This is a genomic window from Pseudomonas sp. 32_A (assembly GCF_017490905.1).
Taxonomy (GTDB): Bacteria; Pseudomonadota; Gammaproteobacteria; order Pseudomonadales; family Pseudomonadaceae; genus Aquipseudomonas; species Aquipseudomonas inefficax.
Window position 1 is genome coordinate 19,341 of sequence record NZ_JAFGYI010000044.1, and the last position, 26,632, is coordinate 45,972.

A 26,632-nucleotide genomic window follows, 5' to 3' on the forward strand; every position below is an offset into this window, starting at 1 on the left:
GTGTACTCCCGGGCTCACAGGCCTTCGAAGAATTGGTCGACCCGCTGGCGTTGCAGTGCGGCCAGGGTCGGCGGGTTCCAGCGTGGCTGCTTGTCCTTGTCGATGATTAGCGCGCGCACGCCTTCGATGATGTCGCCGTGCTGGAACCACTGGCGGTCCAGGTGCAGCTCCATGGCAAAGCAGTCGTCAAGGCCCAGCTGGCGACCACGGCGCAGCATTTCCAGAGTAACCGCCATGGCCAGCGGCGAACGGCTTTCCAGCTGGTCGGCGGTGGCCACGGCCCAGGCGTGGCTGTCGCCAATGCTTACCGCACGCAGTTGCTCGACAATGGCGGGCACGTCGGGCAGGGCGAAGTAGTGGTCGATGACCGGGCGCAGTTTTTCCAGTGGCGCATTGTCGAGCACCTGGGTGCCGAGCCTGGCCAGCAGGTTCTGCAGGTCCTTGAGTGGGTGGTCGCCAAAGCGCAGCTGGTCCAGGCCCTGGTCGAGGGCTGCCAGCTGGTCGCTGGCCAGGTACCAGTCGGCCAGGCCGCAGTACAGCGCATCGGCGGCGTGGATCTGGGTGCCGCTGACGCCCAGGTAGATGCCCAGCTCGCCAGGGATGCGCGACAGGAAGTAGCTGCCACCCACATCCGGGAAGTAGCCGATGCCCACTTCGGGCATGCCCAGGCGGCTGCGTTCGGTAACCACGCGCAGGTCGCAGCCCTGGGCCAGGCCCATGCCGCCACCGAGGGTGAAGCCATCCATCAGCACCAGTATCGGCTTGCGGTAGCGGTGGATAGCGAGGTCAAGGGCGTACTCCTCGACGAAGAAGGTTTCATGCAGCGTTTCGCCGGCCTTGAAGCTGTCGTGCAGCGAGCGGATATCACCACCGGCGCAGAAACCCTTGGGGCCCTCGCCACGCAGCACCACGGCATGTACGTGGGGGTCTTCGGCCCACAGGTCGAGGTGCTGGCGCAGGCTGCGGACCATGTCCAGAGTCAGGGCATTGAGGCCGGCGGGGCGGTTCAGGGTCAGATGGCCGATCTGGTTGCGGACCTCGGCCAGCACATGGTCGGTTGCCGAGATATGAGCGTGCGCAGTCATTGCGTTCTCCCTGCTTTGTTATTGATTTTCCAAGTGAAGTCTGGAGTTCGCTGGAGGATCGCAGGATCCTGTCATGCGAATTTGCCTTGCACAATCGACAAATCTGCAGGGGGATTCTGCATTTTTGTCTTGTGTGGCGATAACGCCACTCTAGCAAGGTTTCAGGTTGGCCGGGCTGGCCCTATCGCCGGCAAGCCAGCTCCCACAGGTACCGCACAACTTTCAAGGCCTGCGCTGTGCCTGTGGGAGCTGGTTTGCCGGCGATAGGGCCATGAGCGAAAGCGCATATGCTGAATCGTTACCCTGACCGTAACGATCAGTGCCTGAGCTTGATTGATGCGCAACCACCCCAGCCCTAAGGTGACTCCACGACAGCGAACCCGTGGAGTCACCATGACAACAACCAAGAATCCACCGCCGCAATGGTCGCGGCGGCGCGCCGAAAAGCAGCGTCGCCTTGACCGGGTCCGTCACCTCGCCGACGGCGTGGTGCTGCCCACCGAGCGTATCGTTGAAGCCCTGGAACTGCTGCTGGCGCCCGGCGACCGGGTAGTGCTCGAAGGCAACAACCAGAAGCAGGCCGACTTCCTCTCGCGCGCGCTGGCCAAGGTCGACCCTGGGCGCCTGCACGACCTGCACATGATCATGCCCAGCGTCAGCCGCGCCGAGCACCTGGACCTGTTCGAACGTGGTATCGCCCGCAAGCTCGACTTCTCCTTCGCCGGCCCGCAGAGCCTGCGCATTGGCCAGCTGCTGGAAGACGGCCTGCTCGAAGTCGGTGCCATCCACACCTACATCGAGCTGTACTCGCGGCTGCTGGTCGACCTGATTCCCAACGTCACCCTGGTGGCAGGGTTCATGGCCGACCGCGACGGCAACCTCTACACCGGCCCCAGCACCGAAGACACCCCGGCGCTGGTGGAGCCGGCCGCTTTCAGCGACGGCATCGTCATCGCCCAGGTCAACCAGCTGGTGGACCGCGTTGATGACTTGCCAAGGGTCGATATCCCGGCATCCTGGGTCGATTTCGTGGTGGTTGCCGACCAGCCTTTCTATATAGAGCCGCTGTTCACCCGCGACCCGCGCCATATCAAGCCGGTGCACGTGCTGATGGCGATGATGGCCATTCGCGGCATCTACGAAAAGCACCAGGTGCAGTCGCTGAACCATGGCATAGGCTTCAACACCGCCGCCATCGAGCTGATCCTGCCTACCTATGGCGAGTCGCTGGGCCTGAAGGGCAAGATCTGCCGCAACTGGACACTCAACCCGCACCCGACGCTGATCCCGGCCATAGAGACTGGCTGGGTGGAAAGCGTGCACTGCTTCGGCACCGAGCTGGGCATGGAAGACTACATCGCCCAGCGCCCAGACGTGTTCTTCACCGGCCGTGACGGTTCACTGCGTTCCAACCGCATGATGTGCCAGCTGGCCGGGCAGTACGCCGTCGACCTGTTCATCGGCGCCACCCTGCAGGTGGATGGCGATGGTCATTCCTCGACCGTGACCCGCGGCCGCCTGGCTGGCTTCGGTGGAGCGCCGAACATGGGCCACGACCCCCGTGGCCGGCGCCACGCGACCCCGGCCTGGCTGGACATGACCGTGCCGGAAACCCTGCTCGAGCGCGGTCGCAAGCTGGTGGTGCAGATGGTCGAGACCTACCAGGAAGGCGGCAAGCCCACCTTCGTGGAAACCCTCGATGCCGTGGAGGTGGCCAGGAAAGCCGGCATGCCGCTGGCGCCGGTGATGATCTATGGCGACGACGTCACTCACCTGCTGACCGAGGAGGGCATTGCCTACCTGTACAAAGCCCGCAGCCTGGAAGAACGCCAGCAGATGATCGCCGCCGTGGCCGGGGTTACCGCCATCGGCCTGCGGCACGACCCCAGGGACACCTTGCGCCTGCGCCAGCAAGGCCTGGTCGCCTTGCCCGAGGACCTCGGCATCCGCCGCACCGACGCCAGCCGCGAATTGCTGGCTGCGCGCAGCATCGCCGACCTGGTCGAATGGTCCGGCGGCCTCTACAACCCGCCTGCACGGTTCAGGAGCTGGTGATGAAAGCACTCGACTTGCAACCGCATGAGCTTCTTCGCGGGCACGCCCGCTCCCACAGGAAAAGTGATGCACTCGACATTTGCACCATCCCTGTGGGAGCGGGCATGCCCGCGAAGAGGCCTGACGCCGAGCCCAAACCAGGCGCGGTCCCTGTGGGAGCGGGTTTACCCGCGAAGAGGTCTGACGCCGAGCCCAGACCAGACGCGGTCCCTGTGGGAGCGGGTTTACCCGCGAAGAGGCCAGCACAGGCAACCGAATTACCCCTGGCCGACCACCTGGCCGACCTAGCCGTGGAAGCGTTGATCGACGAAGCCGACCTGTCCCCCAAACCCGGCCTGGTCGACCGACGTGGCAACGGCGCCCATCCCGACATGTCTCTGGCCCTGATGCACGCCTCGGCCCTGGCCTTGTGGCCATGTCTGCGGCAGATGGCCGAAGCCGCCCAGACCATCGGCGCAATCAGCCCCCTCCTGCGTGCCACACTGGGGCAGCTCGGCCGCGAAGGCGAGGCGGCGATGCTGGCCGCCACCGGCGGGGTCAACACTCACCGCGGCGCAATCTGGGCCCTCGGCCTGCTGGTAGCATCCAAGGCCCTCGCCCCCCAGGCGCAAGCCACCACATTGGCCGCCCGCGCCGGGCGCATCGCACTGCTTGATGACCCGGCCATGCCCCCGCAAGACAGCCACGGCCTGCAAGTATGCCGCCGCTATGGCACTGGCGGTGCCCGTGAGCAGGCGCAACAAGGTTTCCCAGCGGTTATCGCTCACGGCCTGCCGCAACTGCAGCGCAGCCGCGCCGCTGGAGCCAGCGAGCCGCACGCCCGGCTCGACGCGCTGCTGGCGATCATGGCCGTGCTCAACGATACCTGCGTGCTCTGGCGCAGCGGCCCGACCGGGCTGGCTGCCGTCCAGCACGGCGCCCGTAGCGTGCTGAGCGACGGCGGCAGCGCCACGCTGGCCGGGCGCCGGCAGCTGCGCCGGCTGGATCAGCATCTGCTGCACCTGAATGCCTCACCGGGCGGCGCCGCCGATCTGCTGGCCGCCTGCCTGTTCCTCGACAAAGCCGGGAGCCTGTGACATGGAAACCCTGACCTTTCAATTCCCCGCCGCTGCACCTGGGCGTGGCCGCACGCTGGTGGGCTGTGTCAGCTCCGGCGACCTTGAGGTGCTGATCGAGCCTGGCACCGCCGGCAGCTTGCAAATCCAGGTAGTGACTTCGGTCAACGGCAGCGCTGCCCGCTGGGCGCAGCTGTTCCAGCGCCTGTTCGAGGGCCGCAGCTGGCCGGCCATGAATATCGACATTCATGATTTCGGCGCCACCCCAGGCGTGGTGCGCCTGCGTCTGGAGCAAGGCTTCGAGGAGATCGCCCATGACTGATATCGCACGCCTGCTGCACAGCCGCAGCTTTGTCGAACTGGGTGCCCGCCAGCGCGCCCGCGCCGTGCTCGACCCGGGCAGCTTCCGTGAACTGCTGGGGCCGTTCGACCGGCTGATGTCACCCTGGCTACCGCGCCAGGGCATCGTGCCCCAGGCCGATGATGGCGTGGTCATCGCCAAGGGCCTGCTGAACGGGCGCAACGCTGTGGTTGCCGCCATCGAAGGCGGCTTCCAGGGCGGCAGCATGGGCGAGGTGGGGGGGGCCAAGATCGCCGGTGCGCTGGAACTGGCCATTGAAGACAACCGCAACGGCATCCCCACCTGCGCCGTGCTGCTGCTGGAAACCGGCGGTGTACGCCTGCAGGAAGCCAACCTGGGCCTGGCGGCGATTGCCGAAATACAGGCGGCGATTGTCGAGCTGCGCGCCTGGCAGCCGGTGGTCGGCCTGGTCGCAGGTTCGGTCGGCTGTTTCGGCGGCATGTCCATCGCCGCCGGCCTGTGCAGCCACTTGCTGGTCACCCGCGAAGCCCGCCTGGGCCTCAACGGCCCGCAGGTGATCGAGCAGGAAGCGGGCATCGGTGAATACGACGCCAAGGACCGCCCCTTCATCTGGAGCTTGACCGGCGGCGAGCAGCGCCACGCCAGCGGCCTGGTCGATGCCTATGTGGCCGATGACATCGAGGCGTTGCGCGAACGCTTGCTGCAATTGCTCGACGAGCCTTCAAGGGATCGCGCCGGTCAACACGCCTGGTTCCTCGAACGCCTGGCCCGGCTGGGCGATGGCTGCCCGCAACTGGATGCCGCTGCCGTGCGTGACCTTTACCAAGGAGAAGCCAAATGAACCGTGCCTTGAACTGGCTGCCGGGCCTGGCCGGCGGGCAAGCCTTGCCCGGCTACCCCGCGTCGTTGCGGGTAATCGATGGCGAACTGGACAACCGCCTGGCGCGTTTCATCGCCGTGGTGCCGGACGCCGACAACCCGTTCCCCCGGGCGCGCTCTGGCGAAGTCGGCCTGCTGGAAGGCTGGGGCCTGGCCAAGGCCGTGAGCGAAGCGGTCGAGGCTGACCGCCACGGTCAGAAGCGCGCCATCGTCGCGGTGATCGACGTGCCCAGCCAGGCCTATGGCCGCCGTGAGGAGGCATTGGGGATTCACCAGGCTTTGGCCGCTGCGGTGCAGGCCTATGCCCAGGCGCGGCTGGCCGGGCACCCGGTGATCGGCCTGCTGGTCGGCAAGGCCATGTCTGGTGCCTTCCTGGCCCACGGTTACCAGGCCCAGCGCCTGATCGCCCTGGACGATGCCGGGGTCATGGTGCACGCCATGGGCAAGGCGGCGGCGGCACGCATCACCCTGCGCAGCGTCGAGCAACTGGAAGCCCTGGCCGCCGAGGTGCCGCCAATGGCCTACGACCTGGCCAGCTACGCCTCGCTGGGTCTGCTGTGGCGTCGCCTGACGGTGGACAACGCCGAGATGCCGAGCAGTGCCGACATCGCCCAGGTACGTGCCTGCCTGGCTGATGCGGTGCGCGACATCGGCAGCTCGAGCGACCTGTCGTCGCGGCTGGCGGGCGAAAACCGCAGCGCCTCGCGCCAGGTGCGCGAACAGCTGCGCCGCCAGTGGCAGGGTGCTTGAGATGAACGTGCCAAGGCCGCACGACCTGCTCTGGGGCATGCCCGTATCGGACCTGCCTGCCGATGCCCCGCGGTGGGCGCAGGATGTACTGCTGAGCGGCCAGCCGGTGGTGGTGCGCCGTGCCACCTGTGCGGACGCCTGGGTGGCGGTGGGGCTGCGTGGCCAGGGCAGGGCGCAGCGGTCGGGTGTACTGATGCGGCTGGCCGATATCCAGTGTCAGCAAGGCCCCGAAACGCTGCGCTGGCAAGCTGAAAGCCCTTGGCCTGCATTGCAGGCCCTGGCCTCGGTCACCCCGGTACTGGATGCCAGCGGGATGGCGTGGGGGCCGACAGGTGGGGTGGGGTACCAGATCGCCACTGGCATTGAGGTGGTACACGCCGACAGCGACCTGGACTTGCTGTTGCGCACACCAAAACCGCTGGCGCGGGCGCGGGCGCGTGAGCTGCTGGATATCCTCGATTGCGCGCCTTGTCGTATCGACCTGCAGCTGGAAACCCCCGCGGGTGCGGTCGCCCTGCGTGAGTGGGCCGGCTTCGCCCGCCGCGTGCTGCTCAAGTCGGCCCATGGCCCACGCCTGGTCAGTGACCCATGGGCAGCGATGGAGCGTGCGGCATGAGCAGCCTGTTCGCTTTCCCCGGCCAGGGCGCCCAGCAGGTGGGCATGCTGCAGCGCCTGCCTGAGGGTGCTGGGCAATTGCTGGAAGAGGCCAGTGACACCCTTGGCCAGCAGGCCCTGGCGCTGGACAGCCAGCAAGCCCTGCAGACGACCCGTGCCGTGCAGCTGTGTCTGTTGCTGGCTGGCGTGGCCTGGGCGCGCTGGCTGATGCAACGCAGCCCCGCCCCGGATTACGTAGCGGGCTTGTCGATTGGCGCCTATCCGGCGGCGGTCACGGCGGGCGCCCTGGGCTTTGCCGATGCCGTGCGCCTGGTTGCCCTGCGTGGCGAACTGATGCAGCGCGCCTATCCGCAAGGCTATGGCATGACCGCACTCAGCGGGCTGGACCTGGCCAGTGTCGAACGCTTGTTGAACGATACGGACGGTGAGGTGTATGTCGCCAACCTCAACAGCGACAACCAGATTGTCATCGCCGGTAGCGATTCCGCGATGGCTGCGGTTGCCGCCAGGGCACGCCGCCTTGGCCAGGGTGTGGCCCGGCGCCTGGCGATCAGCGTGCCGTCGCATTGCCCGTTGCTGGATGGCCCGGCGGCGGAACTGGCCAGTGCCTTCGCCACGGTCGAGCTGCAGCGACCGCGAATCACCTACCTCAGCGGCAGCAGCGCACGGCCGGTTTTCGACCCACAGCGTCTGCGCGACGACCTGGCCGGCAACATGGCGCGGGTGGTCGACTGGCGTGCCACGTTGCGCAACGCCTATGAGCGTGGCGTGCGCCTGCACCTGGAACTGCCGCCCGGCAACGTACTCAGCGGGCTGGCCCGGCCGGTGTTCGAACAGGGCAGGGTGGTTGCTGTTGAAGGCACACGTTGGGATACCCTGGATGCGCTGCTGCGCCAGGAGGTGGCCGACGAACGATGATGGCAACACCGCGGCGGATGGTGATCCCTGTGGGAGCGGCTTTAGCCGCGAAGAACTCAACGCGGTGCATGGCACCGGCTGCGCCGGTGTTCGCGGCTAAAGCCGCTCCCACAGAGTTCAGTTCCATGGGGGCGAAAGCTGCACAAAGTGTGTTTACGAAGAACAACAACAAGCAACTTCGACACTACCTGAGGACAACAACAATGATCATCTATGGTGTGGCACTGCTGGCGGTCTGCACGCTTGCCGGCGTCATCGTCGGCGACTTCCTGGGCGTGCTGCTGGGCGTCAAATCCAACGTGGGCGGGGTCGGCATCGCCATGATCCTGCTGATCTGCGCACGCCTGTACATGCACCGCAACGGCGGCATGAGCAAGGAATGCGAGTTCGGCGTGGGCTTCTGGGGCGCCATGTACATCCCGGTGGTGGTGGCCATGGCTGCCCAGCAGAACGTGGTCACCGCCCTGCACGGCGGGCCGGTGGCGTTGCTGGCGGCAGTGGGTGCGGTACTGGTGTGCGGTGCGACCATTGCCCTGATCAGCCGCAGCCACCGCGGCGAACCCTTGCCGGCAGTGGAGGCCGGCCCCGAAAGCAATGTGCAGGCTGCCCCTGCAGGAGGGCGTTGATCATGTGGCCGATCATTGACAATGCCCTGGAACATAACGGTTTGATCACCGCCTTCGCGGTGGTGGGCGCGATCATGTGGTTGTCGGTGGTGCTGTCGAAGTACCTGACCTTCGGCCGCGTGCACGGCTCGGCCATCGCCATCGTCATCGGCCTGGTGCTGGCTTGGGTCGGTGGCACCATTACCGGTGGCCAGAAAGGCCTGGCCGACATGGCGCTGTTTTCCGGCATCGGCCTGATGGGCGGGGCCATGCTGCGCGACTTCGCGATTGTCGCCACCGCCTTCGAGGTGCAGGCCACCGAGGCGCGCAGGGCCGGGATGATCGGTGCAGTGGCGCTGCTGCTTGGCACGGTGCTGCCGTTCATTGTCGGCGCTGCGGTGGCCTACGCCTTCGGTTACCGTGATGCGGTGAGCATGACCACCATCGGTGCGGGTGCGGTGACCTATATCGTCGGGCCGGTGACCGGGGCGGCGCTGGGGGCCAGCTCGGATGTGATGGCGCTGTCGATTGCCACCGGGCTGATCAAGGCGATCCTGGTGATGGTGTTCACCCCGGTATCGGCGCGCCTGCTGGCGCTGGACAACCCACGTTCGGCGATGGTGTTCGGCGGGTTGGCGGGGACCGTGTCGGGGGTGACGGCCGGGCTGGCGGCGACCGACCGGCGGCTGGTGCCGTACGGGGCGCTGACAGCCACCTTCCATACCGGGTTGGGTTGCCTGATGGGCCCGTCGATCCTGTACTTCTGCGTACGCGCCCTGGTCGGTTGACAACAATCTGCTGGACTGCGCAGACCCCTTGTAGGAGCGGCCTTGTGTCGCGATCGGGCCGCAACGCGGCCCCAGCGATATCCGCACCGCAGCCAAGATCCTGGGGCCGCTGCGCGCCCCATCGCGACACAAGGCCGCTCCTACAGGTACTGCGACAACCTCGAGAACAATGCTGTACCTGTGGGAGATTGCCCAGCCCTTTGGGCTGCGCTGTCGCGTAGAAAACTGAATTCGCAAGCGGCCGCGTACCCTGTGGGAGCGGCTTTAGCCGCGAAGAATCCAACGCGGTGCATGGCACCGGCTGCGCCGGTGTTCGCGGCTGAAGCCGCTCCCACAGAGTCCCTGCTAATTCGATGAGTTATGTGCAGTTCTATGAGAGCTGGCTTGCCGGCGATGAGGCCAGTCGACTGAAGGTGGCAGCCGTACGCGGGCGTGCGAAAGCCGAGAAGAAGCTAGCAAAGACCCGGCCAGGCGAAAGACCGCCCACGTACGGCCACCATAGAGGTGCTGCTAGCTTATCTGTCGGGTTCTCATGCCCGGTCACCGGAGCGACCCGAAAACGTTATCCGTGAGGTGTTTCCCCGACAACAGCGATAGTTCGGCAGCGCGCGTAGGATAATTCCCAAGCGGGTCGTTTCTGAAGTATTTGGTTTTATGTTCAGAAATGTCTTACAGGTGATGGCTTTGTTGGCTGTGGGGTGTAGGGCGAGAGGTTGGGGTCAGGGCTGCCATGTGTCCGCCACTCCATTGTCGGTGCCAGTTAGATCGAGCGCCGCCCGCGCGGCGCTTCGCGGGGCAAGCCCGCTCCCACATTTGTTGCAACGTGGCCATGTCTGTTAGGCCATGGTTGTCAGCCTTGTTGGTCTGACTCGATTTCTCGGTTGGCGCTGCTGCCGCCTCACCAGTCTCAAGACGTGCTCCAAGGCAGGCAACCATGGCCTGACAGGTTCGGCACGTTGCAACAAATGTGGGAGCGGGCTTGTCCCGCGAAGCGCCGCGCGGGCGGCGCTCGATCTCACAGGCTCTGAAAATCTCGTGATGAACACCCGCAACCCACCCCCCGTTTCGGGGAAAACCGCTGGGGAATCCTCCCCAATCTGTTTCGTTTACCGCTGCAACCAACTGAAAATAAAAGCAATCCGCTCCTGGCATACACCTTGCTCCAGCTCCACGCAGAGATCCTGTGTCCCGGAGGTGCAGCATGTCTATGCCACTCAAAGGCCCCATCCTGTCATCACTCGTTCTGGCCTTGCTCGGCTGGGAGTCGACCAGCGAAGCCGCCGTGCAGTGCCAGCGCACCCTGGTCGCCAACGTGGTGGCACTGGACCAGCCACTGATGTTCAACCGCCTTGGCGCGCAAAACGCCAACGGCATGATGTTCGCCCTGCGCGAGGATGTGGTGGACGACAAGATGGTCCCCCTCAGCATCGGCGGGGCGGCGGTCCCGGGCAAGGTCACCCTGCGCCCGGACAAGCGCCCGCGGCCCATCGTGCTGCGGGTGGCCGCCGGTGAATGCCTTACGGTCAACCTGACCAACCTGCTCGATTACAAGGCCAACCCCAACAAGCACGGCATCGAGGCTGAAGAGCCCGAGGGCGAAGAGGAGGGGCCGGAGCTCGAAAATGAAGCCGCCGAAGGCTTCGTCGCCGACGAGCAGGTGGCCGAGCGCATGGTCGGCTTCCAGGTCAATGGCATGCAGGCGGTCAACAGCATCGCCGACATCTCTGCCTACACCGGGCGTAACGGCAACTTCTTGGTCAGCCCCGGCAGCACGCGCAGCTATACCTTGTACGCCGAACGCGAAGGCGCTTTCGCCGCTACCAGCAAAGCCGCCACCTTCGGCGGCGAGGGTACCGCGGGCAACGTTGCCAACGGCCTGTTCGGCCAGGTAGTGGTGGTGCCCAAACTTGGCCGCACCTACCGCAATACCCTCACCGAAGAAGAAATGCGCCTGGCCACCACCGGCCGTACCGCCACCGGCCAGCCGGTGATCGACTACGAAGCGCGCTACCCGCAAATGCAACCCTGGATCGCCGAAGGCAAGGCCGGCAAACCGATCATTGCCATGGTCGACGGCAACCAGATCATCAACAGCGAAACCGATGCCATCGTCATGGGCCCCAACCCCGATGGCAGCTTCCCCAAATCCACCTACCCGCTGGAAACCCTGGGCAAGCGCAACCCGGCGCTGCCCAACCGCCTGGAGGCGTTCCGTGACTTCGCCTCGCAGTTTGCCGACGAGGTGGCCGGCACCCAGGCATTTCCTGGCTATTGGGCCGACCCGGTGATGGGCCACGTACTGGAACCCACCCGCGACTCATTCATGATCAACTACGGTTCCGGTGGCATGGGCGCCGAAGTGGTGGCCAACCGCCTGGGCGTGGGGCCGATGCATGACTGCCTGTCGTGCGCCTATGAGGAGTTCTTCCTCAGTGCGCACACTGTCGGTGATGTCGGGACCTTGGTGGACGTGCCGGCCAACGTCGGCCTGGAGCACATCCGCCCTGGCGAGATACCACCAGCCAGCGCCGTCGGGGTCAAGGCCAGCATGGCCCTGTTCCCGGCGGAACCGGCCAACGTGCACCACAGCTACATCGGTGACTTCACCAAGTTCCGCAACACCCACAACGGCCATGAACAGCACATCTTCCACCTGCACGGCCACCAGTGGCTGTTCAACCCCAATGACGACAATTCCGACTACATCGATGCCCAGGGTATCGGCGCGGGGGTCGGCTACACCTACGAAATCGCCAATGGCGGTGCGGGCAACCGCAACCGGGTGGCGGGCGATGCCATTTACCATTGCCACTTCTACCCGCACTTCGCCCAAGGCATGTGGGCCATGTGGCGGGTGCACGACGTGTTCGAGGAAGGCACCCGCCTTGCGGTGAGCGGGCAGGGCGAGAACGGCTTCCACGACACCCCGTTCGCCCTGCGCAGCGGCAAGCCAGCAGTTGGCGCCCGGGCGCTGCCCGATGGCGAGATCGTTGCCGGCACGCCGATCCCGGCCATCGTGCCGCTGCCCGGCAAGGCCATGGCGCCGATGCCAGGCAAGGTGGTGGTGGTACCGAAGCTGTCCGAAGAGCTGGTTGCCGCCAACGATGACGACGAGCCCGAAGAAGAGGATGACGAACCAGGCGACCAGACGCCGGTACGCAAGGCCATCGGCTCGCTGGCGCTGGTCGACCGCAGCGACGCCAACCGCAACGCCGACGGCACCTTGAAGAACCCTGGTTATCCGTTCTGGATCGGCGGCATGGAAAGCAGCGTGGGCAACCGCCCACCAACCCCACCTCTGGACATGCTCGACCCGGCCATGGCACGCCAGCTCAAGGAAAGCGGCAAGGCACTGTGGGCCAACCTCGACCCGAACCAGGTCGATGGCTGGGACGGCGGCCTGGGGCGCCACGCGCTGGACGGCGTATCGGCTGGCGGCGAAGCCGAAACCACCACCACCAAGCTCGATTTCACCAAGGTGGTACACAAGGCCAAGCCGATCTACCTGCCTGAAGAGGGCACCGATGTCGAGCAAGCGGCCATGCAGTTCCACGCCCTGGCCGAACACCCAAGCTTTGCCCTGATCCCCGGCAGCCAGCCGGTGGCCAAGGCGTTCCGCACCAACGGCGCCTTGCCGACGGCAGGCGCGCCGTTCTACGAGCCGTGCATGGATGACCGGGGCAAGCGCCTGACCCAGTCTTCCGGGGCAGGCGAGTACTTCAGCGGCGAAAGCCTGTCGGGCCTGAACTTCCGTGGCGCGTCGGCCTTCACCGCCGACCGCCCACGCATCTACAAGGGCGCCAACATCCAGTTCGACGCGGTGTACAACAAGGTCGGCTATCACTTCCCGCAGGCCCGCATCATTGCCCTGTGGGAAGACGCTTGGCCGGTGATCACCAAGCAGCGCCCGCCAGAGCCGCTGGTGATGCGCATGAACACCTTCGACTGCACCATGTACCAGCACACCAACCTGATCCCGAACATCTACGAGATGGACGACTACCAGGTGCGCACCCCGACCGACGTGATCGGCCAGCACATCCACCTGCCCAAGTGGGACCTGACCGCCGCCGACGGCTCGGCCAACGGCTGGAACTACGAAGACGGTATCCTCTCGCCCGGCAGCGTGGTCGAGCGGGTGCAAGCCATTCGCGCCTACAACGGCTGCACCCAGGGCGATAGCCGCGACGGCACCGCCGCCTGCCCGCAAGCCCGGCAGCACCCGTACTTCGGCCGCTTCGGCCGGGCCGACTGGCTGGGCGCACGCACGGCCATGCAGCGCTGGTTCGCCGACCCACTGGTGAACGTGTACAACGTGGACCGTGGCCTGGGCACCATCTTCACCCACGACCACCTTGGCCCATCGACCCACCAGCAGCTTGGGCTGTATGCCACCGTATTGGCCGAACCGGCCAACTCCACCTGGTACCACGCCGAAACCGGCGAGAAACTGTACAACCCGGCCACGCGCCAGGACGGTGGCCCGACCTCGTGGCAGGCAGTGATCCAGACCGGTGACCATGATGGCGACGGCAAGAACGACAGTTATCGCGAGTTCTTCCTGGAATACAGCGACTTCCAGCACGCCTACGAGGCCGGTGTGTACGTCGGCGCCGGGCCGGACGGCATCCCCAATGGCCAGTCGTACCCGGCCACTGCAGACAGCTTCCGCTACGCCATCAACCCGCCGGTGCGCGGCAAGGCGTCGAACCTGCTGGAGGCCATCGTCGAGGAACGCGGCGGCATCAACCCGGGTTGCCCAAGCCGGCCTTGCCCGCAGGCGATCTCGGTGGATGACCCGGGCATGTTCGTCGTCAACTACCGCAACGAGCCCCTCGCCCTGCGGGTGTACGACCCGAACAAGGTCGGCCCGGACGGCAAGCGTGGCATGCAGGCCGACGGCCTGGCCGGCGACCTGAGCTACGCCTTGCAAACCCGTACCGACCGCGCCATCCCGGCACTGAACCTGGCGCCCTCGGCGATCACCTCGGCGGTCGGCCCCACCGGTGGCACTACGCTGTTCCCGCCGCACATCAACGCGGCCGGCAGCGAACCCGGCGACCCGTTCACCCCGATGCTGCGCACCTACTCCGGTGACAACGTACGCCTGCGCATGCACGCCGGCGGCCATGAAGAGGAGCACAACGTCACCTTGCACGGCGTGAAGTGGCTGCAGAACGGCACCGGCTACGGCAACAGCTCCAACTCCGGCTGGAAGGCATCGCAGATGATCGGTATTTCCGAACAACTGGGCTTCATGGCGCCGGTGTCGATGATATCGAGTTCGGCGGCCACCAACGGTGACTACCTGTACTCGCTGGATGCGGCCCTGGAAGGGTACTGGAACGGCATCTGGGGCATCATGCGCAACTACACCGCGCAGCGTGCCGACCTGTTCCCGCTGCCCAACAACCCGCAGCCGGTGGCCATGCGCAACACCGTGAACTTCGACGGCATCTGCCCGAAAACCACGGCCAACCCCAACGGCATCGGCAGCCGCCCCACGGTCAAGCGCAACTACGAGATCGTCGCGGCACTGGCCAACGACATTCTCGAGAACCGCAACGGCGTCAGCATCAGCGACCCGGCCGGTGTCGGCCAGCATGTCGGCGGCCCGCTCAAGGCCAACGGCGGCACCTTGGTGTTCAACAGCCGCAAGACTGCCATCCCGCTGGTCAGCGGGGTAGACCCCGAAGATGGGGAACCCTTCACCATTGGTGGCCACAGCGCGCCACTGCACGACCCGACCGCGATCCTGTACGTGCGCAAGGCCGACCTGGATGCCACCACCGGCAAGCTCAAGGCGGGGGTGCCCGTGGAGCCGCTGGTGCTGCGCGCCAATGCCGGCGAGTGCATCAGCATTACCCTGGAAAACCGCCTGCCGCTGGTAATGCCGGACCTGCCCAGCACTGCGGTGATGCACAACGTGGTCAAGCGTGACCGCTTCGACAGCGAGGGTGCCACCGCCTTCGCCAACAACCTGATGCGGCCATCCAGCCACGTAGGCCTGCATGCCCAACTGCTGGCCTACGACATCACCAAGTCGGACGGTGCCAACGTCGGCCTCAACCCGGTGCAGACCGTGCCCCCGCGTGCCGGCACCAGTGGCGCCTGGCCGACCCGGACCTACCAGTACTATGCGGGCCACCTGGAGCGTGAAGGCAAGCCGGTGTCGCAACTGGGCCGCACGGTGGACAACATCAACAGCACGGCCATCGAGTTCGGTGGCCTCAACCTGACCCCGTCGGACGTCATCAAGCAGCCGCAGAAAGGCCTGGTGGGTGCCATGAGCATCCTGCCGCAAACTGCCACCTGGACCGAGGACGCCGCAACACGGGCCCAGGCCACGGTCAAGGTCAGCGGCCAGCCGGACTACCGCGACTTCGTCACGGTCTGGCAGCGTGCGCTGAACATGCGCTGGGCCGACGGCCGACCGGTGGAGGGGATCAATACCGAAGGCAACGGCGCCGCCGGCGACCCGCAGGACAACGGCAACATGGCGGTCAACTACAAGACCGAACCCCTGTGGCTGCGCTTCGGCATGGCCCCCGACTCACCCTTCGGCCGCGCCGGCGGCCTGGGCTTTGGCGATGTACCCAACGCCCACATGGCCTACGCCAACGCCCTGGTCGGTGGCGACCCGCAAACCCCGGTGCTGTACGCCAAGCCCGGCCAGCCGGTGCGCAACCATATCGTGATGCCCAGTGGTGGCAGCCGCGGCATGGTCTACCAGCTGGATGGCCACCTGTGGCCACTGCACAACTACCAGGCCGAGAAGAACGACGTGGACGGCTACCCGCTGAGCCTGCCCGGCATCGGTTCGGTGCGCTTCGGCTACAACCCGATGGCCATGTACATCGGTGCCCAGGAAAGCGTCCTGCCGGCGGCGCACTTCAGCTTCATGCTGCCCAGTGCCGGCGGCGCCAACGCGGTGGCGGGTGACTACCTGTTCCGCGACTACGCCGCCTACGGCAACCTCTCGGGGCTGTGGGGGATCTTGCGGGTGACCAATGAAGCGCCACCGGCAACGGCACCGGCGCAGTGAAAGTGGATGGGGGCGCGAAAATGAACAAGAAGACCCGCCTTGGATACATGGGGGTAGCACTGGGGGCTGTGCTGATTAGCCTGGGCGTGGCCTATGAAAGCCTCTGGTGCGATCCGCGCGAGCTGTTGCAGGACTCTGCCGACCCGCAGGCCCTGCACCGGCTCAGCCGGGACGGCGTGACCGTGGAGTTCGAGGCGCGGCCGCTGGCGGGGGGCGAGCTGCAGGAGGGCAGCTTCGCCAACATCCGTTTCAAGGTCAGCGACCAGGCCAGTGGCCAGCCGCTGTCGGGCATGGCCCCGGGGGCATGGATCGACCCGACGCAGTCGGCCCCGGAGGGGGACCGCGACCAGAGCTGCAAGGCCCGTGTCGCGTTGTTCCTCAAAAGCAGTATCGGCGCCCGTCCGTTGCTCGACCTGAATAGCTACTTCCTGTTGATGATGAACAAGGACGCCAGCCTGACGGTGATCGACCCCACCGTTTCTGTGGGCGGCGTGACCAGTACCATGGCCCGTATCGACCTGCCTGGGCGGCCCATGGACTGGGTGGCAACCGGTGATGACAAGCAGGTGTTCGTGTCCATTCCCGAGCGCGGCAAGGTCTCGGTGATCGACACCGAAACCTTCACCCGCGTGGCCGACCTGGAGGCTGGCGACCAGCCGCTGCGCGTGGCCCTGCAGCCGGACCAGCACCGGCTGTGGGTAGGCAACAACAGCAGCGACCCGGCCAAGGGCGGGGTAACGGTGATCGATGTACCGGGGCGCAACACCCTGAAAACCTTCAACACCGGCGGCGGCCACCACGAAATCGCCTTCAGTTCCGACTCGCGCTACGCCTTTGTCAGCAACCGTGACAGCGGCACCCTGAGCATCATCGACATCCCGGAAATGCGCCTGGCCAAGACCATCAAGGTCGGCCCGCATCCGCTGTCGGTCAGTTATTCGGCGTTGTCCCAGGCGGTGTACGTGGTCGATGGCAAGGAGGGCAGCGTGCGCGTGTTCGATGCCCGCAACCACCAGCTGCGCCATACCGTCCAGGCCGAGCAGGGCCTGGGGCCGATGCGCTTCAGCAGCGATGGCCGCTACGGCATCGTGCTCAATACCCTGGAGAACCAGGCCCTGGTGATCGACGCCAGTACCGACAGGCTGATCCACCGAATCCCGGTGGCGGCCGAACCGTACCAGCTGACCTTCACCAAGGGCTATGCCTACGTACGCGGCCTGGCGTCGCCGAAGGTGAGCATGATCAACCTGGCCAGCCTGGGCGAAGGGCGCTCGCCGATCATCCAGGGCTTCGAGGCCGGCCCGGCGGCGCCACGCCAGGCTGGTGACCTGCCGCTGGCCCAGGGCCTGTCGGTGTCACGTGACGACAATTCGGTGTTCGTGGTCAACCCGGTGGACAACACCACCTACTTCTATGCCGAAGGCATGAACGCACCGATGTCCGGCTACAACAACCGTGGCCACCAGGCTCGCGCCGCCATTGTCGTCGACCGCAGCCTGCGCGAGCTGGCGCCGGGCGTGTACGGCTCGACGGTGAAGATGCCCGCCGCCGGCAAGTTCGATGTGGCCTTCCTGCTCAACCAGCCGCAGATCATCCACTGCTTCAGCACCGACGTGGCCGTGGCGCCGAATACCGGCAAGCGCAAGGGCGCGCACGCCGAGTTCATCGGCCTCGACCGGCCGTTGTCGCAGCACAGCGCCATTACTGCACGGGTGCGCATCGTCGGCGACGACGGCCAGCCGCGCCTGGGCCTGAGCGACCTGAGCCTGCGCTACTTCCTGGCGCCTTCGTCGATGCCGCGCAACTTGCAGCTGGAGGAGGTGGGCGAGGGCATCTACCAGGCCGCCCTGACCCTGCCCGAAGCCGGCGCCTGGTACCTGCATGTGCAATCGCCGTCGCTGGGGCGCAGGTTCGCCGAGGAAAACTACACCAGCCTGCGCGTCCTGCCGGCCGCCACGTCCACCGTTTCCGAGAATGATGTGAGGAACCTGCGATGAACGCCAAGCATCCTTGCAAACTGCTGGCCCTGAGCCTGGCTTTTGCCGGCAACCTGGCCATGGCCCATGGCGGCCACGATCATGATGGCCACGCCGCACAGCCGCCGGCGGCGCGCCAGGAAAAGGCCAGCGTGCGCTTTGCCGATGTCTCGCTGCTGAACCAGGACGGTATGCCGGTACGCCTGGAGAAAGACCTGGTAGGCGACCATCTGGTGGTCATGGGCTTCATCTACACCAGCTGCACCACGGTGTGCCCGGTGGTGTCGTCGATCATGGGCAAGGTCCAGCAGCAATTGGGTGGCCGGGTAGGGCAGGACATTCATCTGGTGTCGATCAGCGTCGACCCGCAACGTGACGACGCCAGGCGCCTGCAGAGCTACGCCAAGGCCTTCCAGAAGGGGCCGGGCTGGAGCTGGCTGACCGGCACGCCATACGCTATCAGCGAAACCCTCAAGGGTCTGGGCAGTTTCAGCGCCGACCTCACCCAGCATCCGCCGCTGATCCTGGTAGGTGACGGGCGCACCGGGCACTGGACGCGCTACTACGGCTTCACCGACCCGGCAGTGCTGATCGATGAAGTCAACCGCCTCGGCGCCCGCCGGGTGCATGCCAAGAGCACGGCGATTGCCGACCATCACGAGGTGCAACCATGAGCCAGACAAGCTCCCGCCGCGTAGGCATGCGCGGTTTTGACTGGCTGGTGCTGGGGGGCTGCCTGTGGATCCTCGCCTCGGTGGCGTTGGCCCATGACGGCCATGCCGCGCAGGCGCCAGAACCGCAGCCGGCCCCGCCGGCGATGACCAGTGGCGGCGGCACCCGTGATGCCCAGACCTGGTTCACCGACACTGTGCTCAAGGACCAGAACGGCCGCGAGCTGCGCTTCTACAGCGATGTGCTGAAGGACAAGGTGGTGATGCTCAACGTGATCTTCACCCACTGCACCGACGCCTGCCCGCTGATTACCCGCAAGTTGCGCGAAGTCCGCGAGGCCATGGGGCCGCAGCTGGCCAGCCAGGTGACCTTCGTGTCGATCAGCAGCGACCCGCTCAACGACAGCCCTGAGGTGCTCAAGGCGTTTGCCGGGAAGCAGGGCGTGGACGGGCCCAACTGGTTGTTCCTGACCGGTGACAAAGCCAATGTCGACCTGGTGCTCGGCCGCATCGGCCAGTTCCTGCCCAGCCCCGAGCAGCATTCGACACAGCTGATTGCCGGCGATGTGGCCGGCAAGCGCTGGAGCAAGATCCGCCCGGATGCACCGCCGGCGGCGATTGCCCAGCGCATGCAGTTGCTGGCCCTGCCTTTGGCAGGGCGGTGAGCATCATGCGCAGTACTTCGCCAATGCCGGCGCCAAATTTGGCGCGAATCCCGGCGCGAATCCCTGTAGGAGCGGCCTTGTGTCGCGATCGGGCGCGCAGCGGCCGTAATACCGGCATACCCGGAGTACCTGATGAAACACATTCGCCGGTCCTGCGGCCGCTGCGCGCCCGATCGCGACACAAGGCCGCTCCTACAGGGATTCGCGTCTGTATTGAGGCAGTGCTGCGCTATCTGGCATTCGCAGTAGGCATTGCCATGTGCAGCGGTGCACTCGCCCTGGACCTGACCGAACATGAACAAGCCGGCAAACACCTCTACCGCCAGGGCGTCTCCAGCAGCGACGCACAGCTGCAGGCCCGGGTCGGTGCCAGCGACATGACAGTCCCCGCCAGCGTGCTGCCCTGCGCCAGCTGCCACGGCAACGATGGCCGCGGCCGCGCCGAAGGGGGGGTGCGCCCACCCAGCCTCGACTGGCAACGCCTTGCGCTAGGCCAGGGCGAACGCGAGGTCAACGGACGACGCTATCCGGCCTACACCGACAGCAGCCTGGCCCGGGCCATTCAGCGTGGCGTCGATCCGGCAGGCAATCGCCTGGATCCGGCCATGCCGCGCTTCGAGCTGACCCTGGCCGACCAGCGCAATCTCACGGCCTACCTCAAGCGCCTGGCCCAGGAACGCGATCCCGGGGTAGAGGAGGGCGTGTTGCGCCTGGGCACCTTGCTGCCGGCCTCCGGCCCGTTGGCCGAGGCCGGGCAGGTGGTGCGTGCGGTGCTGGAAGACGGCCTGACGCAACTCAACCAGCAAGGCGGCATCCACGGGCGACGCCTGGAACTGGTGGTGCTCGACCCGGGCGGCAACCCCGCCAGCGCCGAACGGGCCCTGCAGCAATTGCTGGAGCAGGAGCGGGTGTTTGCCCTGATCGCGCCATTGGCACCGATGCTCGACCAACGCCTGGCAACCTTGCTGGCCCCCCATAATGTACCGCTGATCGGCAGCACCCCACGCAGCGGCGGCAGCCCACAGATTTTCGACCCGTTGCCCGGCTTGCCCGCGCAATTGCTGAGCCTGGCCGGCCACGCCCGAGCGACGCTGGGCCTGAAAGCGGACGACTTGCGTGTGGTGTATGCCGGCAATGAACAAGCGGCGTTGGCCGAGCAGGTGCGCGAACGCCTGCAGCAGCAGGGCTGGGCAACACCTGCGGCCCAGGCCTTTGCTGGCCAGGCCGTGGACGGGCAGGGCATTGTCTTCCTCGGCCGTGCCCAGGCCTTTGCCGAACTGGCTTCGGCGCTGCAGTCAGCCGGCCGCCAGCCATACCTGTTTGGCGCCTCCAGCCAAGTGACCGGCGCCGTGGCGCGCTTGCCCGAGTTCTGGTCGCAACGGGTGTTCCTGGCTTATCCCTACGTGCCCGAGGACTGGACCGAACAGGGCCTGGCGACGCTGGCCGGCCTGCAGCAGCGCCACGGCCTCGACCCCCGCCAGGCGTCGCTGCAGGTCAATACCCTGTGCGCCCTGCGCCTGCTGAGCGAAGCGTTGAAGCAGACTGGCCGTGACACCAGCCGCGAGCAGCTGATTGCCGCGCTGGAAGGCCTGCATGATGTGTTCACCGGCCTGACCCCGGCCTTGGGCTTCGGCCCGGGTCGCCGCCAGGGCATGGCCGGTGCCCATGTGGTGGCGGTGGCCCTGCCCGGGCCGCGCTTTACCGCAGTCACCCCGTACCGGCCGCTGCCGGACAGCCCTTGAGCGGAGGTTGCCATGCGTGTTCTGTTGTTGTGCCTGTTGCAGGTACTGGCCAAGGCAAGCTGGGCCGATATGCCGGCGGCGCGGGTCAACGGTGTGGAGATCGGGACGATGCGCCTGGAGCGCTATTTCAGCGAATACCTGGACACCCAGGGCCGCGCGGTGGCCAGTATCCGCAACCCGAACCTGTACCAGCGCCTGCGCGACCAGGCCCTGGATGAACTGATCGACAAGGAGCTGTTGTGGCAGGAGGCCCAGCACCGCGGCATAGCCATCAGCGACGAGCAGGTGTCGGCGCATGTGGGCCAGGTCGAGGCTGCGCTTGGCAGCCCGGCAATTTTCGAACGGCGGCTGGCGGAAGCGGGTTTCGATAGGGCACAGTACAATGAGTACACCCGGCGCGAGCTGGCCGCGCAGCAGGTGTATGCCCAGCTCAGCGCGATCGCCGCGCCCAGCCAGGCCGAAGTGGAAGCATTCTATGATGCCAACCGGGAAACCCTGCAAGGAGCGCAGCAACAAAGTGACGAGCCTTCGGTCATACGCGAACAGGGCCTGGTACTGGCCAGGGCCACGCTCATCGGGCAGCGGGAGGCGCAGGCGCGCCAGTCCGTGCGCCAACGTTTGCGCGCGTCCGCTACGGTGGAGATCGCCGACTGAGGTCCCTGATGGCGTTTACCCAATGATGGGGAATAACGATCTGGCAGCGTGCCAGCAGTTTCCCCGCATGTGGGGAACGGGGCCGGCGTGCCTGCCCGTCGCGTTGCCGACGCTGGACGGTGCCCTCGGAAAATCAATGACTTACAGTGGTGCAGCATGACTATTCACGCCTGGCACGAAGCCTGCTCAAGCCTGTACAGGGGCGCACTTCGCAGACCGGGTTACCGGGCAGTTCTTGGGAGTCGACCTTGGTGAACAGAGTATTGGTAGTCGATGACGAACAGACTCTTGCGCAGAACCTGCAAGCGTACCTGCAGGCGCAAGGCCTGGAAGTTCATGTTGCCCACGACGGTGCCAGTGGTATCGAGCAGGCCGCAAGCCTGGCACCGCAAGTGATCGTGCTGGATTACCGCTTGCCCGACATGGAGGGTTTTCAGGTTCTGGAGACCGTACGCAGGAACAGGCAGTGCCACTTCGTGCTGATTACCGCCCACCCCACTGTCGAGGTGCGTGAGCGGGCCGCCGAACTGGGGGTGAGCCATGTCCTGTTCAAGCCGTTCCCATTGGTGGAACTGGCCCGTGCGATCTTCGACCTGATGGGCATCGAGCGCCGGCGCAGGGCCACGGACAACCCGGCTGAAGGGTTCGTCGAGCGACGCCAGAACAGGAACGAATCGTTCCCCCTGCAGTTGTACGATGGAAGCTGGGTTTTGGCCGACCGCCGCCGTAACGGCGCCAAGCCTCCAGGGCCCGACGACGATCAACTGCTCACAGGGGAATAGCGGCGCCCGCACCCCTGGCCGAGCCAGCCTGCGACGCGCCCCTGAGCGGAGTCGCAGGCCATGCCAGAAGCACTCGATGCATCACAGGAAGCGTTACTGCCTGCACCGGCCTCTTCGCGGGTAAACCCGCTCCCACAGGGGCACTGCAATCCTGAAGACCTTGGACATCCTGTGGGAGCGGGTTTACCCGCGAAAGGGCCGGAACAGGCAAAAGCGCATTCTGCCTACCCCCGCGACCTGCTGGCCCAGGCCCGCCTGCAAACCAGCGACGAACGCCTGCTCACTCGCCTGGAACAACTGGCCTGCGACACCCCCGACACCTTCACCCAGCGCCTGGGCCTGACCCTGCATTACCCGGTGCTGGACAGCCACACCCTGCTGGCCAGCACCCCACGCTTCGACAAGGTCAGCCTGGCGATGTGCCTGAAGCGCGAATTCGTGCTGATCGAGCAGGGCGGCCAACTGCTGGGCGTTTTCGCCGACCCCTTCGACCATGCCCGCCTGGCCTGGATCGACGATGTGCTGCAAGGCGCACCGCTTTACCTGGCCCACGCTGCAGACCTGGCTACCTTCCTGGCCCGCCACGAAGAAAGCTTCCACGCCGTGGATGCTCTTGACCACGACGCCGAAGCCAGCAGCGAAAGCGACCCGCTGCAGCGCCTGTCGCTGGCCAGTATCAGCGAAGACCAGAGCCGCGTGGTCAAGCTGGTCAACTCAACCTTGTATGACGCCCTGAAGCTGCACGCCAGCGACATCCACCTGGGCATGACCGGCCAGGGCCTGACCATCAAGTACCGTATCGACGGCGTGCTCAACGGCGCCGGCAAGGCCAGCGGCAGCGCCTTCGCCGACCAGGTGATCTCGCGCATCAAGGTGATGGCCGAGCTGGACATCGGCGAAAAACGCGTGCCCCAGGACGGCCGTTTCAAGGTTGCCGTGGGCGACCGGCAAATCGACTTCCGGGTATCGATCATGCCCAGCATCTTCGGCGAAGACGCGGTGCTGCGGGTGCTCGACAAGCAGGACCTGTCCGACCGGGTCAGCGGTGTGCAGCTGCAGGCCCTGGGCTTTGCCGAGGAAACCCTGCGCGCCCTGCGCCGGTTGGCTGCCGAACCCTACGGCATGATCCTGGTCACCGGCCCCACCGGCAGCGGCAAGACCACCACCCTGTACGCCATGATCAGCGAGATCAACCACGGCGTGGACAAGATCATCACCATCGAGGACCCGGTCGAATACCAGCTGCCCGGTGTGCTGCAGATCCCGGTCAACGAGAAGAAGGGCCTGACGTTCGCCCGTGGCCTGCGCTCGATCCTGCGCCACGACCCGGACAAGATCCTGGTCGGTGAAATCCGCGATCCCGACACCGCGCAAATCGCCGTGCAGTCGGCGCTCACCGGCCACCTGGTATTCACCACCATCCACGCCAACAACGTGTTCGATGTGATCGGCCGCTTCAGCCAGATGCAGGTCGACCCCTACAGCTTCGTCTCCGCGCTCAATGCGGTGCTGGCCCAGCGCCTGATCCGCCTGGCCTGCCCGCACTGCGCCACGCCGTGCGAAGTCGACGACGACACCCTGTACGGCGCAGGCCTGACCCGCGAGGGCGTGGCCGGCTGGAAGTTCGTCCGCGCCCAGGGCTGCGGCCAATGCCGCGGCAGTGGCTACCGCGGCCGCAGTGCCATCGCCGAACTGCTGCACCTGGACGACGACCTGCGGCAAATGATTGTCGAGCGCCGCCCTCTGTCGCAGATCAAGAACCTCGCCTGCCAGCGCGGCCTGCGCCTGCTGCGGGCCTCGGCCCTGGACCTGGTCCGGGATGGCCGTACCACTCTCGAGGAGATCAACCGTGTCACATTCATCTGATCGTGGCGCTTACAGATACAGCGCCGTGCTCGGCGCCGAAGGTGCAGGCCTGGGTAGCTGGCACGCCAATCACCACCAATGGCTGGGCAGCCGCGACTTTACCTGCGATGCCGCTCAACCGGCCTGGGAGGCCGCCGTCGACGCCCTGGCCACGCTGCTGGCCGAGCATGCCGTGCGTGGTGCCCAGTTGCGGGTGCTGCTGTCGGCCCGCTACAGCCGCTTCTGCCTGGTGCCCTGGAGTGATGCCATCAGCCACCCGCGCGAGCTGGACGCCTACGCCCGGGCCTGTTTCGAAAACCTCTACGGGCAGCCGCTGGACGACTGGCGCATCGTGTTGTCGCCCGAGCCGGCCGGTGCCGCGCGCATCGCCACGGCGTTGCCCGAAGCCCTGCTGCAGCGGCTGCAGGCGCTGGGCCGGGAAAACCACCTGAGCCTGCGCTCGGTGCAGCCGTACCTGATGGCCGCCTACAACCGCTGCTCGGCACAGCTGGAGCAGGGCGACTTCCTGTTCGTCCTGGCCGAACCGCGCCGCAGCGTGCTGCTGCTGGCTGCCGGCGGGGCCTGGCAGCAAGTGCTGGCGCAAGGCTGCGCCGATAGCGACCAGGCCCTGCAAGCACTGATCGAGCGCACCTGCGAGCTGTATGGCGAGCACCTGCCACGGGTCTACCTGCATGCCCCGGGCCGGGGCGAGGTGCCGCAACTGGCGGCGGTGCAACTGTGCCAGCCGGCCAGCGATGCCGACCCGCTGTGCGCCATGTGGCGGGCGGTGGCCTGACATGCGCCGCCTGGACCTGGAGTTCCAGCCCCGGCGCAACAGCCCGTTGGCCTGGTCGCTGCTGGCCGTGGCGAGCGCCATGGTCGCCGGCCTGGTGCTGCTGCAACAAAGCTTGCAGGCCGAGCAGGTCGAGCGGGAGGCCAGCGTGCACAGCCTGGAGCAACAACTGGGCCGTCGCCCGGCCACCGTCGCGCCGCTGAGCAGCGCCGCCAGCCGTGAACAGGCTGAGCGCCTGGCCCAGATGCAAAGCGTCTCGCAGCAGTTGCAACGGCCCTGGCAGCAGCTGTTCGCCATGCTCGAAGCGCAGCCCCAGGACGACGTGGCGTTGCTCAGCCTGGCCCCCGACGCGCGCAAAGGCCAACTGCGCATCACCGCCGAGGCGCGCAACCTGGAAGCGATGCTCCAGTACCACCAGCGCCTGGAAGCCAGTGCCGAGCTCAGCGATGTGTCGCTGCTCAACCACGAGGTGCTGGCCGCGCAGCCCGAGCGCCCGGTGCGCTTCACCCTCACCGCCACCTGGGAGACCGGCCATGCGCGCCCGTGAATCGCTGAACAGCCTGATCCTCCAGGAGCGCCTGCGTCGCATCGGCCCGGTCGGCCTGGCGGCGGTTGCGGTGGGCCTGCTGGCCGTAGGCGTGCTGTGCGCCGGGGTGTTGCCGCAATGGCAGAACCTGCGCGAGCTGCGCGCCACCGAAGCGGACGCTAGCGTGCAGGTCGAGCGGGTCAGGCGTGGCGAGCTGAAGATCGCCGTCAAACCCGAGCAGCAGGCGCTCGATAGCCTGCGCCAGCAACTGCCAGGGCAGCCCCAGGCCAGCGAGCTGATCGAGCGCCTGTACCACCTGGCCAGCGCCGAGCATATCAGCCTGGCGCGTGGTGAATATGCCCTGGGCATCGACCCCAGGACGCAGCTGGCGCGCTACCAGATCGTGCTGCCGGTGCGCGGCAGCTACCCGCAGATTCGCGGTTTTCTCAAGGGCCTGCTCAAGCAGTTGCCGACCCTGGTGCTGGAAGACCTGGAGCTGCAACGCAAACGCATTGGCGACAGCGAGCTCAATGCCCGCCTGCGCATGACCCTTTACCTGTCGAGGTCGTGATGAACACACAACGTGCTGTCATCTGGGTTGGCTTCCTCGGCGTCAGCGCGGCGCTGGCCTGGGCCCCGGGCCACTGGTTCGGCCAGGAAGATAGTGTCGCCCCCTTCGCGGGCGCGCCCGCTCCCACAGAGGATTCGGCTGCGTCCCCGTCCCCTGTGGGAGCGGGTTCACCCGCGAATAGGCCGGAACAGGCCTCTGGTGATCTCTTCCCAACCCAGCAATGGACCAGACCCCAGGCCCTTGCCACCGTCACCGAACAACCCGTGAACGCCGCCCCGGTCGCCCCCTCA

21 protein-coding genes and 1 pseudogene are annotated in these 26,632 nt (G+C 66.4%); 21 read left to right on the plus strand and 1 reads right to left on the minus strand.

Annotation, left to right across the window (positions count from 1 at the left end):
- Positions 1–14 precede the first annotated feature (14 nt).
- Positions 15–1,085, minus strand: a complete 1,071-nt coding sequence (locus J5M58_RS21755; protein ID WP_112254050.1) for an enoyl-CoA hydratase/isomerase family protein — start codon at positions 1,083–1,085, stop codon at positions 15–17.
- A gap of 393 nt (positions 1,086–1,478) precedes the next feature.
- Between J5M58_RS21755 and mdcA the strand changes: the two genes are divergently transcribed.
- The 21 genes and pseudogenes from mdcA to J5M58_RS28030 all read left to right on the plus strand — a co-directional run.
- Positions 1,479–3,140 (plus strand): malonate decarboxylase subunit alpha, encoded by a 1,662-nt coding sequence (gene mdcA, locus J5M58_RS21760; RefSeq protein WP_207879561.1) that lies wholly within the window; start codon positions 1,479–1,481, stop codon positions 3,138–3,140.
- 212 nt (positions 3,141–3,352) lie between these two features.
- Entirely contained in the window at positions 3,353–4,216 is an 864-nt protein-coding gene (locus J5M58_RS21765) for a triphosphoribosyl-dephospho-CoA synthase (RefSeq protein ID WP_112254062.1), read from the plus strand.
- Between the two features lies 1 nt (position 4,217).
- The gene (locus tag J5M58_RS21770; RefSeq protein WP_112254048.1) at positions 4,218–4,517 is read left to right on the plus strand and encodes a malonate decarboxylase subunit delta; all 300 of its coding nucleotides are present in this window, start codon (positions 4,218–4,220) and stop codon (positions 4,515–4,517) included.
- A complete protein-coding gene (locus tag J5M58_RS21775) occupies positions 4,510–5,358 on the plus strand; it encodes a biotin-independent malonate decarboxylase subunit beta (RefSeq protein ID WP_025339385.1) in 849 nt (282 codons plus the stop codon). Before J5M58_RS21770 ends, J5M58_RS21775 begins: the two co-directional genes overlap by 8 nt.
- Positions 5,355–6,146, plus strand: coding sequence for a biotin-independent malonate decarboxylase subunit gamma (gene mdcE / locus J5M58_RS21780; RefSeq protein ID WP_207879563.1), 792 nt, complete (start codon positions 5,355–5,357; stop codon positions 6,144–6,146). The genes J5M58_RS21775 and mdcE overlap by 4 nt, the downstream gene beginning before the upstream one ends.
- Position 6,147: 1 nt before the next feature.
- Entirely contained in the window at positions 6,148–6,762 is a 615-nt protein-coding gene (locus J5M58_RS21785) for a malonate decarboxylase holo-ACP synthase (RefSeq protein WP_207879565.1), read from the plus strand.
- A complete protein-coding gene (gene mdcH / locus J5M58_RS21790; RefSeq protein ID WP_207879567.1) occupies positions 6,759–7,679 on the plus strand; it encodes a malonate decarboxylase subunit epsilon in 921 nt (306 codons plus the stop codon). Before J5M58_RS21785 ends, mdcH begins: the two co-directional genes overlap by 4 nt.
- 203 nt (positions 7,680–7,882) lie before the next feature.
- On the plus strand, positions 7,883–8,305 hold the full coding sequence (gene madL, locus J5M58_RS21795) for a malonate transporter subunit MadL (RefSeq protein ID WP_003258591.1): 423 nt from the start codon (positions 7,883–7,885) through the stop codon (positions 8,303–8,305).
- Positions 8,306–8,307: 2 nt separating this feature from the next.
- Positions 8,308–9,072, plus strand: a complete 765-nt coding sequence (madM, locus tag J5M58_RS21800; protein WP_024087229.1) for a malonate transporter subunit MadM — start codon at positions 8,308–8,310, stop codon at positions 9,070–9,072.
- Positions 9,073–10,273: 1,201 nt separating this feature from the next.
- Positions 10,274–16,117 (plus strand): manganese-oxidizing multicopper oxidase MnxG, encoded by a 5,844-nt coding sequence (mnxG, locus tag J5M58_RS21805; protein ID WP_207879569.1) that lies wholly within the window; start codon positions 10,274–10,276, stop codon positions 16,115–16,117.
- A gap of 20 nt (positions 16,118–16,137) precedes the next feature.
- On the plus strand, positions 16,138–18,114 hold the full coding sequence (locus J5M58_RS21810; protein WP_207879571.1) for a cytochrome D1 domain-containing protein: 1,977 nt from the start codon (positions 16,138–16,140) through the stop codon (positions 18,112–18,114).
- Positions 18,111–18,767, plus strand: a complete 657-nt coding sequence (locus J5M58_RS21815) for an SCO family protein (RefSeq protein ID WP_207879573.1) — start codon at positions 18,111–18,113, stop codon at positions 18,765–18,767. The genes J5M58_RS21810 and J5M58_RS21815 overlap by 4 nt, the downstream gene beginning before the upstream one ends.
- Entirely contained in the window at positions 18,764–19,429 is a 666-nt protein-coding gene (locus J5M58_RS21820) for an SCO family protein (protein WP_207879574.1), read from the plus strand. The genes J5M58_RS21815 and J5M58_RS21820 overlap by 4 nt, the downstream gene beginning before the upstream one ends.
- 257 nt (positions 19,430–19,686) lie before the next feature.
- Positions 19,687–21,171, plus strand: coding sequence for an ABC transporter substrate-binding protein (locus J5M58_RS21825; protein WP_243432446.1), 1,485 nt, complete (start codon positions 19,687–19,689; stop codon positions 21,169–21,171).
- A gap of 12 nt (positions 21,172–21,183) precedes the next feature.
- Positions 21,184–21,825, plus strand: coding sequence for a SurA N-terminal domain-containing protein (locus J5M58_RS21830; protein ID WP_112254037.1), 642 nt, complete (start codon positions 21,184–21,186; stop codon positions 21,823–21,825).
- Between the two features lie 248 nt (positions 21,826–22,073).
- A complete protein-coding gene (locus tag J5M58_RS21835; RefSeq protein WP_046614351.1) occupies positions 22,074–22,607 on the plus strand; it encodes a response regulator in 534 nt (177 codons plus the stop codon).
- A 60-nt stretch (positions 22,608–22,667) separates the two neighbouring features.
- Positions 22,668–24,473, plus strand: coding sequence for a GspE/PulE family protein (locus J5M58_RS21840; RefSeq protein WP_243432447.1), 1,806 nt, complete (start codon positions 22,668–22,670; stop codon positions 24,471–24,473).
- Positions 24,457–25,248 (plus strand): hypothetical protein, encoded by a 792-nt coding sequence (locus J5M58_RS21845; protein WP_112254035.1) that lies wholly within the window; start codon positions 24,457–24,459, stop codon positions 25,246–25,248. Before J5M58_RS21840 ends, J5M58_RS21845 begins: the two co-directional genes overlap by 17 nt.
- 1 nt (position 25,249) lies before the next feature.
- The gene (locus J5M58_RS21850; RefSeq protein WP_112254034.1) at positions 25,250–25,792 is read left to right on the plus strand and encodes a PilN domain-containing protein; all 543 of its coding nucleotides are present in this window, start codon (positions 25,250–25,252) and stop codon (positions 25,790–25,792) included.
- Positions 25,779–26,342 carry a type 4a pilus biogenesis protein PilO gene (gene pilO / locus J5M58_RS21855; protein ID WP_112254033.1) on the plus strand — a complete coding sequence of 188 codons (564 nt, stop codon included), beginning with the start codon at positions 25,779–25,781 and terminating at the stop codon, positions 26,340–26,342. The genes J5M58_RS21850 and pilO overlap by 14 nt, the downstream gene beginning before the upstream one ends.
- A pseudogene (locus J5M58_RS28030) lies at positions 26,342–26,632 on the plus strand (hypothetical protein); the annotation flags it as partial. The gene pilO and the pseudogene J5M58_RS28030, both read left to right, overlap by 1 nt.

Bases quoted from the DNA above. Each gene is read 5' to 3' on its own strand.
- J5M58_RS21755 (WP_112254050.1), bottom strand. From the start codon at position 1,085: ATGACTGCGCACGCTCATATCTCGGCAACCGACCATGTGCTGGCCGAG.
- mdcA (WP_207879561.1), top strand. From the start codon at position 1,479: ATGACAACAACCAAGAATCCACCGCCGCAATGGTCGCGGCGGCGCGCC.
- J5M58_RS21770 (WP_112254048.1), top strand. From the start codon at position 4,218: ATGGAAACCCTGACCTTTCAATTCCCCGCCGCTGCACCTGGGCGTGGC.
- J5M58_RS21775 (WP_025339385.1), top strand. From the start codon at position 4,510: ATGACTGATATCGCACGCCTGCTGCACAGCCGCAGCTTTGTCGAACTG.
- mdcE (WP_207879563.1), top strand. From the start codon at position 5,355: ATGAACCGTGCCTTGAACTGGCTGCCGGGCCTGGCCGGCGGGCAAGCC.
- J5M58_RS21785 (WP_207879565.1), top strand. From the start codon at position 6,148: ATGAACGTGCCAAGGCCGCACGACCTGCTCTGGGGCATGCCCGTATCG.
- mdcH (WP_207879567.1), top strand. From the start codon at position 6,759: ATGAGCAGCCTGTTCGCTTTCCCCGGCCAGGGCGCCCAGCAGGTGGGC.
- madL (WP_003258591.1), top strand. From the start codon at position 7,883: ATGATCATCTATGGTGTGGCACTGCTGGCGGTCTGCACGCTTGCCGGC.
- madM (WP_024087229.1), top strand. From the start codon at position 8,308: ATGTGGCCGATCATTGACAATGCCCTGGAACATAACGGTTTGATCACC.
- mnxG (WP_207879569.1), top strand. From the start codon at position 10,274: ATGTCTATGCCACTCAAAGGCCCCATCCTGTCATCACTCGTTCTGGCC.
- J5M58_RS21810 (WP_207879571.1), top strand. From the start codon at position 16,138: ATGAACAAGAAGACCCGCCTTGGATACATGGGGGTAGCACTGGGGGCT.
- J5M58_RS21815 (WP_207879573.1), top strand. From the start codon at position 18,111: ATGAACGCCAAGCATCCTTGCAAACTGCTGGCCCTGAGCCTGGCTTTT.
- J5M58_RS21820 (WP_207879574.1), top strand. From the start codon at position 18,764: ATGAGCCAGACAAGCTCCCGCCGCGTAGGCATGCGCGGTTTTGACTGG.
- J5M58_RS21825 (WP_243432446.1), top strand. From the start codon at position 19,687: ATGTGCAGCGGTGCACTCGCCCTGGACCTGACCGAACATGAACAAGCC.
- J5M58_RS21830 (WP_112254037.1), top strand. From the start codon at position 21,184: ATGCGTGTTCTGTTGTTGTGCCTGTTGCAGGTACTGGCCAAGGCAAGC.
- J5M58_RS21840 (WP_243432447.1), top strand. From the start codon at position 22,668: ATGCCAGAAGCACTCGATGCATCACAGGAAGCGTTACTGCCTGCACCG.
- J5M58_RS21850 (WP_112254034.1), top strand. From the start codon at position 25,250: ATGCGCCGCCTGGACCTGGAGTTCCAGCCCCGGCGCAACAGCCCGTTG.
- pilO (WP_112254033.1), top strand. From the start codon at position 25,779: ATGCGCGCCCGTGAATCGCTGAACAGCCTGATCCTCCAGGAGCGCCTG.